General features: G+C 56.0%; 14 protein-coding genes and 1 tRNA gene. 9 read left to right on the top strand and 6 right to left on the bottom strand.

Features of this window, described 5'->3' with window-relative positions; translation table 11 throughout:
* Window positions 1-7: 7 nt before the first annotated feature.
* Genes SK54_RS09415 through yejF form a run of 3 tightly spaced genes read left to right on the top strand, consistent with a single transcriptional unit; the run spans window position 8 to window position 3,718 of the window.
* Complete coding sequence (locus SK54_RS09415; RefSeq protein ID WP_048247078.1) at window positions 8-1,102, top strand: microcin C ABC transporter permease YejB; 1,095 nt, start codon at window positions 8-10, stop codon at window positions 1,100-1,102.
* Entirely contained in the window at window positions 1,102-2,127 is a 1,026-nt protein-coding gene (locus SK54_RS09410; protein ID WP_015572302.1) for a microcin C ABC transporter permease, read from the top strand. Before SK54_RS09415 ends, SK54_RS09410 begins: the two co-directional genes overlap by 1 nt.
* Before the next feature lies 1 nt (window position 2,128).
* The gene (gene yejF / locus SK54_RS09405) at window positions 2,129-3,718 is read left to right on the top strand and encodes a microcin C ABC transporter ATP-binding protein YejF (protein WP_045910719.1); all 1,590 of its coding nucleotides are present in this window, start codon (window positions 2,129-2,131) and stop codon (window positions 3,716-3,718) included.
* Window positions 3,719-3,721: 3 nt separating this feature from the next.
* On the opposite strand, the gene SK54_RS09400 is transcribed toward yejF, so the two are convergent.
* The 3 genes from SK54_RS09400 to rsuA all read right to left on the bottom strand — a co-directional run bounded on the left by SK54_RS09400 (window position 3,722) and on the right by rsuA (window position 6,265).
* A complete protein-coding gene (locus SK54_RS09400; RefSeq protein WP_003859372.1) occupies window positions 3,722-4,066 on the bottom strand; it encodes a YejG family protein in 345 nt (114 codons plus the stop codon).
* 276 nt (window positions 4,067-4,342) lie between these two features.
* Window positions 4,343-5,542 carry a Bcr/CflA family multidrug efflux MFS transporter gene (locus tag SK54_RS09395; protein WP_017383400.1) on the bottom strand — a complete coding sequence of 400 codons (1,200 nt, stop codon included), beginning with the start codon at window positions 5,540-5,542 and terminating at the stop codon, window positions 4,343-4,345.
* Between the two features lie 15 nt (window positions 5,543-5,557).
* Window positions 5,558-6,265 (bottom strand): 16S rRNA pseudouridine(516) synthase RsuA, encoded by a 708-nt coding sequence (rsuA, locus tag SK54_RS09390; protein ID WP_017383401.1) that lies wholly within the window; start codon window positions 6,263-6,265, stop codon window positions 5,558-5,560.
* A 151-nt stretch (window positions 6,266-6,416) separates the two neighbouring features.
* Here rsuA and SK54_RS09385 point away from each other — a divergent pair, with 151 nt between their 5' ends.
* Both SK54_RS09385 and rplY read left to right on the top strand, forming a co-directional pair.
* Window positions 6,417-8,177 carry a DEAD/DEAH box helicase gene (locus SK54_RS09385; protein ID WP_048247075.1) on the top strand — a complete coding sequence of 587 codons (1,761 nt, stop codon included), beginning with the start codon at window positions 6,417-6,419 and terminating at the stop codon, window positions 8,175-8,177.
* A 125-nt stretch (window positions 8,178-8,302) separates the two neighbouring features.
* Window positions 8,303-8,587 (top strand): 50S ribosomal protein L25, encoded by a 285-nt coding sequence (rplY, locus tag SK54_RS09380; RefSeq protein ID WP_015572298.1) that lies wholly within the window; start codon window positions 8,303-8,305, stop codon window positions 8,585-8,587.
* Window positions 8,588-8,638: 51 nt separating this feature from the next.
* Here the strand turns inward: rplY and yejK are convergent, their stop codons facing one another.
* Entirely contained in the window at window positions 8,639-9,646 is a 1,008-nt protein-coding gene (yejK, locus tag SK54_RS09375; protein WP_017693031.1) for a nucleoid-associated protein YejK, read from the bottom strand.
* A 134-nt stretch (window positions 9,647-9,780) separates the two neighbouring features.
* Here yejK and SK54_RS09370 point away from each other — a divergent pair, with 134 nt between their 5' ends.
* The 3 genes from SK54_RS09370 (at window position 9,781) to SK54_RS09360 (ending at window position 11,938) form a co-directional block, all read left to right on the top strand.
* Window positions 9,781-10,008: a YejL family protein gene (locus SK54_RS09370; RefSeq protein WP_001135586.1), complete on the top strand. Its 228-nt coding sequence runs from the start codon at window positions 9,781-9,783 to the stop codon at window positions 10,006-10,008.
* Between the two features lie 19 nt (window positions 10,009-10,027).
* Window positions 10,028-11,788, top strand: a complete 1,761-nt coding sequence (yejM, locus tag SK54_RS09365; protein WP_017383404.1) for an LPS biosynthesis-modulating metalloenzyme YejM — start codon at window positions 10,028-10,030, stop codon at window positions 11,786-11,788.
* Window positions 11,789-11,861: 73 nt separating this feature from the next.
* Window positions 11,862-11,938, top strand: a tRNA-Pro gene (locus SK54_RS09360).
* Window positions 11,939-12,003: 65 nt separating this feature from the next.
* Here the strand turns inward: SK54_RS09360 and SK54_RS09355 are convergent.
* Window positions 12,004-12,264, bottom strand: coding sequence for a DUF2534 family protein (locus SK54_RS09355; RefSeq protein ID WP_006811332.1), 261 nt, complete (start codon window positions 12,262-12,264; stop codon window positions 12,004-12,006).
* Window positions 12,265-12,466: 202 nt separating this feature from the next.
* Here SK54_RS09355 and eco point away from each other — a divergent pair, with 202 nt between their 5' ends.
* Entirely contained in the window at window positions 12,467-12,976 is a 510-nt protein-coding gene (eco, locus tag SK54_RS09350; RefSeq protein ID WP_045141700.1) for a serine protease inhibitor ecotin, read from the top strand.
* 175 nt (window positions 12,977-13,151) lie between these two features.
* Here eco and mqo read toward each other — a convergent pair whose 3' ends face one another.
* Entirely contained in the window at window positions 13,152-14,801 is a 1,650-nt protein-coding gene (gene mqo / locus SK54_RS09345; RefSeq protein WP_048247073.1) for a malate dehydrogenase (quinone), read from the bottom strand.
* Between the last annotated feature and the right edge of the window lie 35 nt (window positions 14,802-14,836).

The following is a 14,836-nucleotide window of genomic DNA, read 5'->3' as shown; positions in this document are numbered from 1 at the left end:
AGTGACGATGGGCGCTTATCTTATCCGCCGGCTGCTGTTAGTGATCCCGACGCTGTGGGCCATCATTACCATTAACTTTTTTATCGTCCAGATCGCCCCCGGCGGTCCGGTGGACCAGGCAATTGCGGCTATAGAATTTGGTCACGCTGGCGGCATGCCGGGCGGCGGCGGTGAAGGAATGGGGGCCAGCCATGCCCGGACGGGCGTGGGCAACATCAGCGAAAGCCACTACCGGGGCGGTCGCGGACTGGATCCGGAGGTGATCGCCGAGATCACCCATCGCTATGGTTTTGACAAGCCGCTGCACGAGCGTTATTTCAGGATGCTCTGGGATTATGTCCGTTTCGATTTTGGCGACAGCCTGTTTCGCAGCGCCTCGGTGTTAACCCTGATCAAACAAAGCCTGCCGGTTTCCATCACGCTCGGACTGTGGGGGACGCTGATTATTTATCTGGTCTCCATTCCGCTGGGGATCCGAAAAGCGGTCTACAACGGTAGCCGTTTCGATATCTGGAGCAGCACATTCATTATCATCGGCTACGCTATCCCGGCGTTTCTGTTTGCCGTGCTGCTGATTGTCTTTTTCGCCGGCGGCAGTTATTTCGACCTCTTCCCGCTGCGCGGGCTGGTCTCTGCGGATTTCAGCACCCTGCCGTGGTATCAGAAAATCACCGATTACTTCTGGCACATCACGCTTCCGGTGCTGGCGACGGTCATCGGCGGTTTTGCGGCGCTTACGATGCTGACCAAAAACGCCTTTCTTGATGAGATCCGCAAACAGTACGTCGTCACCGCGCGCGCCAAGGGTGTCGGTGAAAGGCAGATCATGTGGAAGCACGTTTTTCGTAACGCCATGCTGCTGGTGATTGCCGGTTTCCCCGCCACGTTCATCAGTATGTTTTTTACCGGCTCGCTGCTGATAGAGGTGATGTTCTCGCTCAACGGATTAGGGCTGCTGGGCTATGAGGCCACCGTCTCCCGTGATTATCCGGTGATGTTTGGCACGCTCTACATTTTCACCCTGATCGGCCTGCTGCTGAACATCATCAGCGATATCAGCTATACGCTGGTCGATCCCCGTATCGATTTTGAGGGCCGCTGATGTCGCGTTTAAGCCCCGTCAATCAGGCCCGCTGGGCGCGTTTTCGCCACAACCGTCGCGGCTACTGGTCGCTGTGGATCTTCGCCGTCCTGTTCGCCTTAAGTATGTGTTCGGAACTGATTGCCAACGATAAACCCCTGCTGGTGCATTTCAAAGACCGCTGGTATGTGCCGGTGCTGACCACCTACAGCGAAAGCGATTTTGGCGGCCCGTTTGCGACGCCAGCCGAGTACCAGGATCCCTGGTTACGTGAACAGATAGCGCAGCACGGCTGGGCTATCTGGGCACCGATTCGTTTTGGCGCGAACAGTATTAACTTCGCCACGTCCACCCCCTTCCCTTCGCCGCCTTCCGCGCAAAACTGGCTGGGAACGGACGCCAACGGCGGCGATGTGCTGGCGCGCATTCTCTATGGCACCCGCATCTCGCTCCTGTTTGGGCTACTGCTGACGCTCTTTAGCAGCGTAATGGGCGTTGTGGCGGGCGCCGTGCAGGGCTATTACGGGGGTAAAATAGATTTATGGGGACAGCGCGTGATTGAAGTCTGGTCCGGTATGCCGACGCTGTTTCTGATTATCCTGCTGTCCAGCGTGGTACAGCCTGGCTTCTGGTGGCTGCTCGGGATCACCGTCCTGTTCGGCTGGATGGCGCTGGTCGGCGTGGTGCGCGCGGAGTTTCTGCGTACGCGGAATTACGACTATATTCGCGCTGCGCAGGCGTTAGGCGTGAGCGATGGCGCAATCATCTTCCGTCACATGCTTCCCAATGCGGTGGTGGCGACCCTCACCTTCCTGCCGTTTATTTTGTGCAGCTCCATTACCACCCTGACGTCGCTTGATTTTCTTGGTTTCGGTTTGCCGCTGGGCTCACCGTCCCTTGGCGAACTGCTGTTGCAGGGCAAAAACAATCTCCAGGCCCCCTGGCTGGGCATCGCCGCATTCCTCTCCGTGGCGGTGCTGCTTTCCCTGCTGATTTTTATTGGCGAAGCCGTGCGCGATGCCTTCGATCCCAACAAGGCGGTATGACATGACCCGGCCTCTTCTGAGCATAGAGAATCTGTCGATTGCGTTTTCAAAACAGGGCGAATCACGCACGGTGGTGACGGACTTATCGTTGCAGATCCAGCGCGGAGAGACGCTGGCGCTGGTCGGGGAATCCGGCTCCGGTAAGAGCGTTTCGGCGCTGTCGGTGCTGCGCCTGCTCCCTTCCCCGCCGGTCAGCTATCCGCAGGGGGATATTCTGTTCCATGGACAATCGCTGCTGAACGCTGACGAGCAAACCCTGCGCGGCATTCGTGGCAACACCATCGCCATGATTTTTCAGGAGCCGATGGTGTCGCTCAACCCACTGCATACGCTGGAAAAACAGCTCTATGAAGTGCTGTCACTTCATCGGGGAATGCGTAAAGAGGCAGCGCGGGGTGAAATTCTGGACTGCCTTGAACGCACCGGTATCCGTAATGCGGCGAAACGGCTGAACGATTTCCCGCACCAGCTTTCCGGCGGCGAGCGCCAGCGCGTGATGATTGCAATGGCCCTGCTCACGCGCCCCGAACTGCTGATTGCCGATGAACCTACTACCGCGCTGGACGTCACGGTACAGGCACAAATTCTGCAACTGCTGCGCGAACTGCGCGACGAGCTGAACATGAGCCTGCTGTTTATTACGCACAACCTGAGCATCGTGAAAAAGCTCGCTGACACGGTGGCCGTGATGCAAAACGGCCGCTGCGTGGAACAGAACCGGGCATCCGCCCTGCTGAGCGCGCCTCAGCACCCGTATACACAGCGCCTGCTCGATAGCGAACCCGCTGGCGACCCGGTTCCGCTTAACGCTGACAGCGCGCCGTTGCTGAGGGTTGAGGGGCTGTCGGTGTCATTCCCGATCCGCAAAGGCATTTTGCGTCGCGTGGTCGATCACAATCATGTTCTGAAAGACATGAGCTTCGCTCTGCGTCCGGGCGAATCGCTTGGGCTTGTGGGCGAGTCCGGTTCAGGCAAAAGCACCACCGGCCTGGCGCTGCTGCGCCTGATCGCCTCTCAGGGAAGCATTGTTTTTGACGGCATGCCGCTGCAAAACCTGAATCGCCGGATGATGCTTCCCGTGCGTCCGCGGATGCAGGTGGTATTTCAGGATCCAAACTCTTCGCTTAACCCGCGCCTGAGCGTATTACAGATTATTGAAGAGGGCCTGCGCGTCCACCAGCCGACAATGACGGCGCAACAGCGTGAAATCGACGTGATGCGGGTGATGGCGGAAGTGGGTTTAGATCCCGAGACCCGGCACCGGTATCCGGCTGAGTTTTCCGGCGGACAGCGCCAGCGTATAGCGATTGCCCGCGCGCTGATCCTGAAACCGGAGCTGATCGTGCTGGACGAGCCAACCTCTTCCCTGGACCGCACCGTGCAGGCGCAAATTCTGGCGCTGCTGAAGGGGCTACAGGAAAAACATCGGCTGGCCTATATCTTTATCAGCCACGATTTACAGGTGGTGCGTGCGCTTTGCCATCAGGTGGTGGTATTGCGGCAGGGAGAAGTCGTTGAGCAGGGAGAGTGCCAGCGCGTATTCACCGCGCCGACGCAGGATTACACGCGCCAGCTATTGTCCGCTGACTAGCACTCAGAAAGGATATTGACCGGAGAACGGCTCGGCAATGGCCACGCCGAAGTTTTTCAGACGACAGGTGGCGGCAAACTCATCCTGGCTGTTAACAAACAGGCACGGCTCACCTTCGCATTCCAGCACGGAGCTGTCCACTTCGATGTCCGTCAGCGCCTGGCTGAGACGTTCCATGACCGGCCACGCATTTTCATCGCTCGGGCTGAGCAGTTTGAGGGCCACCAGACAATTATCCTCCCCGGCAACGCTTTGCGGAATCGGTTCAACTTTCGAACCTGCAAAACCCGTCGACCAGCGATAGCTCTGGGGCAAGCGATGGACAATGGAGAGTTGTAATGTATTCACGTTCAGATCCCCGGAAGCAAATTTACTTCACAATTTATTTACATTTATAGTAACACATCATCGCCAACCTGCACTGTTTAGCGGATTTTATAGGCGTTGCAGGCTCGCGTCGGCGCTATATGTACCCGTTTCTGCGATCTAACTCAACCTTTTTAAATACAATGATGTGACTTTTTACATAAATAGATTTTACATAAAAGAAACAAACACAGGGTAAACGAACGGAGGGTTGGTTGATATGGGTCAACAAAAAGGCCCGTCACGGGCCTTAAGTGGTCATTTATGCGCCGTCTTTCGCGGCCGGCTGGCGTAAAGATAGAAGAGAATGGAGCAGGTCGCGCAGAGGGCAATCGCCCACAGCATCGGCCAGGCGGTATTAAACGTCGCCGTCGAGAGCAGCGCCCCGACTATCGCGCCAATTCCGAAACGGAACGTTCCTGCCAGCGACGAGGCGGTGCCCGCCATATGCGGAAATTCGTCGAGGATCACCGCCATCGCGTTGGATGAAACCATCGACACGCAGCCGACAAACGCCGCCACGCCCACCACCAGCGCCCAGAAACCGACGCCCAGCAACGCGCTCAATACCAGCCAGATAGCCATCACGAACTGGATCCACAGCCCGGCGCGGAACATATTCAGCGCCCCAACCCGCCGGACAAAGCGGCTGTTGATAATGGTCATCACAAACAGGAACACAATATTCAGCGCGAAGTAGTAACCAAAATGCTGGGGTGACACATGGTTCAGTTCGATGTACACAAACGGCCCCGCGCTCAGGAACGAGAACATTCCGGCAAAGCTGAAGCCGCTGGCCAGCATATAGCTGAGCACACGCTTATGGCGAAACAGCGAGGCAAAGTTGCCAAGCGTGGTGCGAATGTGGAACTTCTGACGTCGCTCGACCGGCAGCGTTTCATCGATAAAGACGAAGATCATCACCGAGGCCAGCAGCGCGGCAATCGCCAGGATCCAGAAAATCGCATGCCAGCTGAACCACACCAGGACCGCCCCGCCCACCATGGGGGCGACCAGCGGCGCAATTGTCGTGACCAGCATGACGAACGACATCATGCGTGAGAACTCTTCCTTCGGGTAGACGTCGCGCATCAGCGCGTTAATCACCACGCTTGCCGCAGCCGCCGCCAGGCCATGGAAGAAGCGCATCACAATCAGCTGATCGATACTCTGCGCCAGCGCGCAGGCCACCGCCGCCGCGGCAAATATCAATGTCCCGCCCAGGATAACCGGTTTACGCCCCAGGCTGTCGGCCATTGGGCCATAAAAGAGCTGACCGAGGGCAAAACCAAGAATGTAGGTGCTGAGCGTCATCTGCGCGCTGCCTGCCGGTACGCCAAACTGAGCGGAAATCACCGGCAGCGCGGGCAGATACATATCGATAGACAGCGGCATCAGCATGGCCAGCAGGCCAAGGATAAATACAATTTTAAACGACGAGTGTGGCCTGGTGGTCACAGGGTTCTCCTGAATTTAGCGTGAAGGCAGCCCGACGCTGGCAATCTCTTCTTCCGTCAGCGGGCGATATTCCCCTGGGGCCAGGTCTGGATCGAGTTCAATCGCGCCGATACGTTCACGATGCAGCCCCACAACGTGGTTGCCCACGGCGGCAAACATCCGCTTCACCTGATGGTAGCGGCCTTCACTGATGGTCAGACGGACGTCCGTGGGGGTGAGGATTTCCAGCACCGCCGGTTTGGTCAGATCCTTCTCATTATGCAGCTGAACGCCTTTCGCGAATTGCTCTGCCGTGTCATCCGAGACCGGAGACTCAAGCATCACCCGATAGGTTTTCTCACAGTGATGGCGCGGGGAGGTGATGCGGTGCGACCACTGGCCGTCATCGGTCATCAGCACCAGGCCGGTGGTATCGATATCCAGTCGCCCTGCCGCATGCAGCTTGTGCGCCACAGGTTCGTCGAGGAAATAGAGCACCGTCGGGTGATCCGGATCGTCCGTTGAACAGACGTAACCTTCCGGTTTGTTGAGCATGAAGTAGCGCGGGCCATTCTGCTGGGTCAGCGGGTTGCCGTCATACTCCACCTGGTGCTCAGGCTGGAGTTTAAAAGCGCTGTCTTTCACAATGTCGCCGTCCACGGTTACGCGGCTGGCGCGAATTTCACGCCCGGCAATAGCGCGGCTTACGCCGAGTTGCTGAGCGATAAACTTATCAAGTCGCATGAAATCTTTTTAGCCTTAATGGTGCTGGAAGTCGGACTACGCGTCCGAAAAAGAAGCAGTCAGAAACAGTTCAGTATAATGGTCTGGTTGCGCCACTCAAGGGAAAAAGTTTCGTGGCATACTATATGCGAGTTAACTGAATAGAGAAGCCATGACGTTCACATTACGCCCCTATCAGCAGGAAGCCGTTGATGCCACCCTCGCCTGGTTTCGCAAGCATCGGGAGCCCGCCGCCATCGTTCTCCCGACCGGAGCCGGTAAAAGCCTGGTGATTGCCGAACTGGCGCGCCTGGCCCGCGGACGCGTGCTGGTGCTGGCGCACGTCAAAGAGCTGGTGGCGCAAAACCACGCCAAATATTGCGCGCTCGGCCTGGAGGCCGACATTTTTGCCGCCGGACTGAAGCGCAAAGAGAGCCACGGAAAAGTGGTGTTTGGCAGCGTACAATCCGTTGCGCGCAACCTGGAACTGTTTCGCAGCGAGTTTTCCCTGCTGATTGTCGATGAGTGTCACCGCATCAGCGATGACGACGACAGCCAGTATCAGCAAATCCTCACTCATCTGAAAAAGGTGAATCCTCACCTCCGTCTGCTTGGCCTCACCGCCACGCCGTTTCGTCTGGGCAAGGGCTGGATTTATCAGTTTCATTATCACGGCATGGTGCGTGGCGATGAAAAGGCCCTGTTCCGCGACTGTATCTATGAGCTTCCGCTGCGCTACATGATCAAGCACGGCTACCTGACGCCGCCGGAGCGGCTGGATATGCCCGTCGTGCAGTACGATTTCAGCCGCTTACAGGCGCAGAGCAACGGGCTGTTCAGCGAGGCAGATCTTAACCATGAGCTGAAAAAACAGAAGCGGATCACGCCGCATATCATCAGCCAGATTGAAGAGTTCGCACAAACGCGCAAAGGGGTGATGATTTTTGCTGCCACTGTCGAACACGCGCGCGAAATTACGGGGCTGCTGCCCGCCGACGACGCGGCGTTAATTACCGGTGAAATCCCCGGCCCGGAGCGCGACAGCCTGATTGAGGACTTCAAAGCTCAGCGGTTCCGCTATCTGGTGAATGTCTCCGTACTAACCACCGGCTTTGACGCCCCGCACGTCGACCTGATTGCGATTCTTCGCCCGACGGAATCCGTCAGCCTGTATCAGCAGATTGTTGGCCGCGGGCTGCGTCTGGCGCCGGGCAAAACCGACTGTCTGATCCTTGATTACGCCGGTAACCCGCACGATCTCTTTTCGCCGGAAGTCGGCACGCCAAAAGGCAAGAGCGACAACGTGCCCGTTCAGGTTTTTTGCCCTGCCTGCGGGTTTGCCAACACCTTCTGGGGGAAAACCACCGCCGACGGCACGCTGATCGAACATTTTGGCCGCCGCTGTCAGGGCTGGTTTGAAGACGATGAAGGCCATCGCGAACAGTGTGACTTCCGCTTCCGCTTCAAAAACTGCCCGCAGTGCAATGCCGAAAACGACATTGCCGCCCGCCGCTGTCGGGAGTGCGACACGGTCCTGGTCGACCCGGACGACATGCTGAAAGCGGCGCTGAAGCTGAAAGATGCGCTGGTGCTGCGCTGTTCCGGCATGGCCTTACAGCCCGGCGCGGATGAAAAAGGCGAGTGGCTAAAAATTACCTACTACGACGAGGATGGCGCAGACGTCAGCGAGCGGTTCCGGGTCCAGACGCCCGCCCAGCGCACCGCGTTCGAGCAGCTCTTTATCCGCCCGCATACCCGCACGCCTGGCGTGCCGCTGCGCTGGATAACCGTGGCCGATATCGTGCGCCAGCAGGCGTTACTGCGCCATCCTGATTTTGTTGTCGCCCGTAAAAAAGGGCAGTTCTGGCAGGTGCGTGAGAAGGTCTTTGACTATGAAGGACGCTTTCGCCGGGCAAACGAATTGCGCGGTTAACGGGACTTTTCGTTGATGCGCGAGCCATTTGAGTATAAAATGCCGCCCGCTTCACATCCGTGAGGCAGAACACTCACCTGCTGCTGGGTCGCCTGTAGTAGGGTTTTAAATACAGAGAGAAATCAATGTTCACTATCGAAGCAGAAGTACGTAACGTGCAGGGTAAGGGTGCGAGCCGCCGCCTGCGTACCGCAAACAAGTTCCCGGCTATCGTTTACGGTGGCGAAGCTGCTCCAGTTGCTATTGAACTGGATCACGACAAAGTATGGAACATGCAGAACAAAGCTGAATTCTACAGCGAAGTTCTGACCATCGTTGTTGACGGTAAAGAAGAAAAAGTGAAAGTTCAGGCTGTTCAGCGTCACGCGTTCAAGCCAAAACTGACTCACATCGACTTCGTTCGCGCGTAATCGCAAACCTGTCGAGAAAAACCCCGCGTTTGCGGGGTTTTTTTATGGCTGTTACTTACCGCCTGAAGTGCGACGCTGAAGCTGGTCGCGCAGATTCGGCGGTGTGCCTTTAATGGTCAGCGTGTCGGTGGCCGGGTCCCAGAAGATACGTTCCCCGAGCAGCATGGCATCAAAGTTAATGGTTAACCCACCGCCGCTACCGGCAAATTTCGTCAGCTGACGCAGCGTACTGCGATCCGCCGGGAAGCTCTCTTCCAGCTCATAGCCTTTTTCCGCAGTAAATTCCTGGAAGCTGACTTCGCTGACGCCTGCCAGCTCTTTGGACAGCGACTCCAGCTCAATCTCTTCTCCAGCCTGTAGCTGCTCGTTGCAGTAGCTGTAAACCTGCTGACGCACGGTCTGACGCTCAGATTTATCAAGCTGCGCCTCAGCCGTAAAGTCATCCACCGCCTGGAGGAGACCTTTGTTCTGCGCTTTGGCATTCAGCCCTTCGCTGGCGCCGAGGAAGTCCATAAAGAAATCCGCCACTTTGCGGCCCACGCGGCCTTTAAGGAAGGTCAGATAGCGCGTTGATTCCGGGTTGGTTTCCCATTCGGTTAAATCGATACGCGCCACAATATCCGCATGGTTGATATCCAGGTAGTGCGTTGAGCTGATATCCAGCTGCTCGTTCACGCGCATACTGCTTAAGTTATTCAGCACGGTGACCAGCAGATACTCTACCGCCAGATAGCGGTAGTGGCAGAACAGGACGATACCGCCATCGGCGAAGGGATATTTCGCCAGCTCGTCACGCAGACGGCCAGTAGCAGCGCGGCTGAATGCCAGGAAATCCTCTTCGCCCTGACGTTGCAGGCGCAGGCTATCCGCCAGTTCGCTCTCTTCGCTGAACAAGCCATAGGCTTTATTTTTCGCGCTGTAGACGCGATGCAACTCCGCCATCATCTCGACAACGGTAGGCGTTGGTTCCAGTAACGAATCGCGCAGCACCACTTCAAGGGTTTGCTCATCACGCTTGATAAGCTGGTGCAAGGCAATCTGGTTGATTTCCAGACTCATGATAAACTCTCCTTTTAGACCGGGCGGTATTCAACCACCACCAACGCATGTGTGCAACAGAAGATAAAAAAGGGGAAAAAAAGCTGTTGCTACGGTAATATGTCGCCCTTCTCTCAACAAACTGATTTTGATTTATGCCACAACATTCCCGCTACAGTGACGAACACGTTGAACAATTGCTCAGTGAGCTGGTCAACGTACTGGAAAAACATAAAACGCCAACCGATCTCTCCCTGATGGTTTTGGGAAATATGGTTACCAACCTGATCAATACCAGCGTTGCTCCGGCTCAGCGTCAGGCGATCGCCAAATCTTTCGCCCAGGCTTTGCAGTCCTCCGTTAGCGACGACCAGGCACACTAAGGGAAACGAACAACAGTTTATGGTGACGAATCGTCAGCGCTACCGTGAAAAAGTCTCCCAGATGGTCAGCTGGGGGCACTGGTTTGCCCTGTTCAACATTCTGTTGGCGATGGTGCTCGGCTGCCGTTATCTGTTTGTGGCGGACTGGCCAACCACGTTAACCGGGCGCATCTACTCGTGGATGAGCCTTGTTGGTCACTTTAGCTTTCTGGTCTTCGCCACCTATCTGCTGATCCTGTTCCCACTGACATTTATCGTCATGTCGCAGCGGCTGATGCGCTTCCTGTCCGCCATTCTTGCGACGGCGGGCATGACGCTGTTGCTGATCGACAGCGAAGTCTTTACCCGCTTCCACCTGCACCTGAATCCTGTTGTCTGGGAGCTGGTGATTAACCCGGATCAGAACGAGACCGCGCGCGACTGGCAGCTGATGTTTATCAGCGTGCCGATTATCCTGCTGATCGAAATGCTGTTCGCCACGTGGAGCTGGCAAAAACTCCGCAGTCTGACCCGACGCCGCCATTATGCGAAGCCCGTCGCGGCGCTCTTTTTCGCCTCATTTATCGGTTCGCACCTGATGTATATCTGGGCAGATGCGAACTTCTACCGCCCGATTACCATGCAGCGCGCAAATCTGCCGCTCTCCTATCCGATGACGGCGCGTCGTTTCCTCGAAAAACACGGCCTGCTGGACGCGCAGGAGTATCAGCGTCGTCTGGTCGAACAGGGTAATCCGGAAGCGGTCAGCGTGCAGTATCCCCTGAGCGATCTGAAATATCGCGACATGGGCCGCGGTCAGAACGTGCTGCTGATTACCGTCGATGGCCTGAACTATTCCCGCTATGAGAAGCAGATGCCAGCGCTGGCTGAATTCGCTGAGAACAACATCGTATTCACTCAGCATATGAGCTCCGGTAATTCGACCGACGCGGGTATTTTCGGCCTGTTCTACGGCATTTCACCGAGCTATATGGACGGCGTGCTGTCGGCCCGTATTCCGGCGGCATTGATTACCGGGCTTAATCAGCAGGGCTACCAGCTGGGGCTGTTCGCCTCTGATGGTTTCAACAGCTCGCTGTACCGCCAGGCGCTGCTGTCTGATTTCTCACTGCCCGCCGCGCAGAGCCAGTCTGACGATCGGACCGCTGACCAGTGGATAGACTGGCTGAAGCGCTATGCGCAGGAAGATAACCGCTGGTTCTCCTGGGTTGCGTTTAACGGCACAACGCTTGATGACAGCAATCAGAAAGGCTTCGCGCGCCGCTATAGCCGTGCGGCGGGCGATGTCGATGCGCAGATCGGCCGCGTGCTGACCGCCCTGCGCGACGCGGGCAAGCTGGATAATACGGTCGTGATTATCACGGCGGGGCATGGCGTGCCGCTCGGCGACGAGGCGAAGGGCATGGAGTGGTCGCGTCCGAACCTGCATGTTCCCCTGGTGATCCACTGGCCGGGCACTCCCGCGCAGCGCATCAACATGCTCACCGACCATAAAGACGTCATGACCACGTTAATGCAACGGCTGCTGCACGTCAGCACACCGGCAATTGAGTACTCGCAGGGACAAGACCTCTTTAGTGCCACGCGGCGTCATAACTGGGTCACGGCTGCTGGCGGAAACACGCTGGTGGTGACCACGCCAACGTTGTCCCTGGTGCTGAACAGCAATGGCAATTACCAGACGTATAACCTCGAAGGTGAGAAGCTGAAAGACCAGAAGCCGCAGCTCAGTTTGCTGTTGCAGGTGCTGACAGACGAGAAGCGCTTTATCGCTAACTGATTATTTATGAATCAGTTAGCGTTGCTTGCCCCTTGCATTCAAAAAGGAATCGAGTAGTATTCCTTTTATGCGTCGGCACGTAGCGCAGCCTGGTAGCGCACCGTCATGGGGTGTCGGGGGTCGGAGGTTCAAATCCTCTCGTGCCGACCAAAACTACACAAAAAACCAGCCGCTTATGGCTGGTTTTTTATTGCCTGTCTCCGCATGCGCAATGCTTAGTGTTTTTCACGCCCACCGAGAAAGAAAATCCCCAGCGGAATCGCCAGCAGGACGGTGAACACCAGGCTGTAAACAAAGATCATCGCCGATTGCAGGACAAACATGCTGGTTGTCCAGGCAGAGAGCGGGATGTTGTACTGCTCAATCACACCGACAATGGTTGCTCGCCCCACGCATGCAGCAGCAATCATAAACACAACCAGTAACGCCAGCAGGAACTTGCGGCCTTCAGGTGTCTTCAGTTTTTCCCGTACCATCTCCCCTCCCTTTACAGATGAATAACAATAATTAACGCGTAAAATAACACGATTGCCGCATCGACTCCAACACAGCATTAAACACCAATAAATGAACATAAAAGCAGTGCATTACTCCGTTTAAAATGAAAATATGAGTAAATTGCGCCAACTATTCACGTGCTATATGTTAGTCTTTCCAGGATCGTTTTAACAAAAAGGAATGACAGTGAAAAACGCACCTAAATTTGCCATCGCCCTCATCGCCGCTGCGTGCGCCAGCACCAGTGTTTTCGCCAGCGAAACCCGGAAAGAGCAGCCGCTGGAAAAAGTTGCTCCGTATCCGCAAGCGGACAAAGGGATGAAGCGCCAGGTTATTCAGCTCCCGGCTCAGCAGGATGAAGCAAATTTCAAAGTTGAGCTGTTAATCGGCCAGACGCTGGAAGTGGACTGCAACCAGCATCGCCTGGGCGGCCAGCTGGAAAGCAAAACGCTGGAAGGCTGGGGCTATGACTACTATGTCTTCGACAAAGTAACCTCGCCAGTCTCCACCATGATGGCGTGCCCGGACGGCAAGAAAGAGAAGAAATTTATTACCGCGTATCTGGGTGATAACAGTCTGCTGCGCTATAACAGCAAGCTGCCGATCGTCGTATACACGCCGGAAAACGTGGATGTGAAATATCGCGTATGGAAGGCGGATGAGACGGTAGGACAAGCGGTAGTTCGTTAAAAATAAGTCGGGTGGCGCTCTCGCTTACCCGACCAGGAAAGGGTGCGTTCTGGTGCCCTCACCCCAGCCCTCTCCCTCAAGGGAGAGGGGGCCGTCTTTGTGGGGAACCCTCAGCCCACCGGGAGAGGGAGAAAACACTAAAAACGGTAACGGATGTTACCGTTTTGCGTTTACCTTACAGCGCGATATCCGCTACCGGCTTGCTTTCCGCCTGAGGCTTCAGCTCTGCCTTTGGCGCAGAATCCGCAGCCTGCGGTTTGACGTATTGTAGTTGCAGAACGCGGCTGGTGTATTCCAGCTCTTGTTCCGTGGCTTCAACGTTACCGTTCAGCTTCGTACCGTAGGATGGAATAATGGTTTTCAGCTTCGCCTGCCATTCCGGGCTGGATACTTTATCCTTAAACACTTTTTCCATCAGGTGCAGCATGATTGGCGCAGCGGTAGACGCCCCCGGAGATGCCCCCAGCAGCGCGGCAATGGTGCCATCCTTATCGCTTACCACTTCGGTACCCAGGCGCAGCACGCCGCCCTCTTTCGGATCGCGTTTGATAATCTGCACGCGCTGACCCGCCTGCCACAGACGCCAGTCTTCTTTCTTCGCCTGCGGATAGTACTCTTTCAGCGCCTCGAAGCGTTCTTCATCAGAGAGCATCACCTGGCTAATCAGGTATTTCACCAGATCGAAGTTATCCAGCCCCACGTCCATCATTGGCTTAACGTTTGACGTCGTGGTCGCGCTCAGCAGATCCCACAGGGAACCGTTTTTCAGGAATTTGGTGGAGAATGTGGCGAACGGCCCGAACAGCACTACGCGCTTACCGTCCAGCATGCGGGTGTCGATATGCGGAACGGACATCGGTGGTGCGCCCACAGAGGCCTGACCGTACACTTTAGCCAGATGACGGTTAACCACTTCCGGGTTTTCCGACACCAGGAACTGGCCGCCGACCGGGAAGCCCGCGTAGTCGTCCGCTTCCGGAATACCGGACTCCTGCAACAGTTTCAGCGCCGCGCCGCCCGCACCAATAAACACGAACTTCGCCTTAATCACATGCTCGGCTTCGTTGTTTTTCAGATCGGCAACGGTCACGCTCCAGCTATTATCCGCGTTGCGCTTGAAACCACGCACTTCGGAGCTGAGTTGCAGGTTAAAGTTCTCTTTTTTCTTCAGAGAGGACACCAGCTGACGGGTGATTTCACCGTAGTTAACGTCAGTACCAATTTCAGTGCGGGTCGCCGCTACTTTCTGGTTCGGATCGCGGCCTTCCATGACCAGCGGCGCCCACTCTTTGATTTGAGCGTGATCTTCAGAGTATTTCATCCCGCGGAAAAGCGTGCTCTGTTGCAGGGCAGCGTAGCGCGCGCGCAGGAAGTTGACGTTTTGATCGCCCCACACAAAGCTCATGTGCGGTACGGTGTTGATGAAGGAGTGCGGATTGTGCAACACACCGCTGTTCACCTGGTGAGACCAGAACTGACGTGAGATCTGGAACGCTTCGTTGATCTCTACCGCCTTCTCGATACTAATGGAACCGTCCTTTTTCTGCGGCGTATAGTTCAGTTCCATGAGTGCCGAGTGCCCCGTCCCGGCGTTGTTCCAGCCGTTAGAGCTTTCCTGTGCCACGCCATCGAGGCGCTCGACCATGGTCATGGACCAGTTCGGCTCTAATTCCTGAAGATACGTTCCCAGCGTGGCGCTCATGATGCCGCCACCAATTAAAAGGACATCCGTTTCCTGCTCTTTTGGTGCGTCAGCCTTCGCCGCCAGCGAGACGACGTTCAGCCCCACGGCCAGAGAAAAGAGCACGGCAGTCATTTTTTTCATCATTTATGCCTTAGTTGAATAGTGCTTGATGCGTG

The sequence above is a fragment of the Enterobacter sp. MGH120 genome, from assembly GCF_001037725.1.
Lineage (GTDB): Bacteria > Pseudomonadota > Gammaproteobacteria > Enterobacterales > Enterobacteriaceae > Enterobacter > Enterobacter hormaechei_C.
The sequence above is the reverse complement of the archived record's forward strand: the minus strand, read 5'-3'. Positions and strand labels throughout refer to the sequence as shown.

Bases quoted from the DNA above. Each gene is read 5' to 3' on its own strand.
- SK54_RS09415 (WP_048247078.1), top strand. From the start codon at position 8: ATGGGCGCTTATCTTATCCGCCGGCTGCTGTTAGTGATCCCGACGCTG.
- SK54_RS09410 (WP_015572302.1), top strand. From the start codon at position 1,102: ATGTCGCGTTTAAGCCCCGTCAATCAGGCCCGCTGGGCGCGTTTTCGC.
- yejF (WP_045910719.1), top strand. From the start codon at position 2,129: ATGACCCGGCCTCTTCTGAGCATAGAGAATCTGTCGATTGCGTTTTCA.
- rsuA (WP_017383401.1), bottom strand. From the start codon at position 6,265: ATGCGACTTGATAAGTTTATCGCTCAGCAACTCGGCGTAAGCCGCGCT.
- SK54_RS09385 (WP_048247075.1), top strand. From the start codon at position 6,417: ATGACGTTCACATTACGCCCCTATCAGCAGGAAGCCGTTGATGCCACC.
- rplY (WP_015572298.1), top strand. From the start codon at position 8,303: ATGTTCACTATCGAAGCAGAAGTACGTAACGTGCAGGGTAAGGGTGCG.
- yejK (WP_017693031.1), bottom strand. From the start codon at position 9,646: ATGAGTCTGGAAATCAACCAGATTGCCTTGCACCAGCTTATCAAGCGT.
- SK54_RS09370 (WP_001135586.1), top strand. From the start codon at position 9,781: ATGCCACAACATTCCCGCTACAGTGACGAACACGTTGAACAATTGCTC.
- yejM (WP_017383404.1), top strand. From the start codon at position 10,028: ATGGTGACGAATCGTCAGCGCTACCGTGAAAAAGTCTCCCAGATGGTC.
- SK54_RS09355 (WP_006811332.1), bottom strand. From the start codon at position 12,264: ATGGTACGGGAAAAACTGAAGACACCTGAAGGCCGCAAGTTCCTGCTG.
- eco (WP_045141700.1), top strand. From the start codon at position 12,467: ATGACAGTGAAAAACGCACCTAAATTTGCCATCGCCCTCATCGCCGCT.
- mqo (WP_048247073.1), bottom strand. From the start codon at position 14,801: ATGAAAAAAATGACTGCCGTGCTCTTTTCTCTGGCCGTGGGGCTGAAC.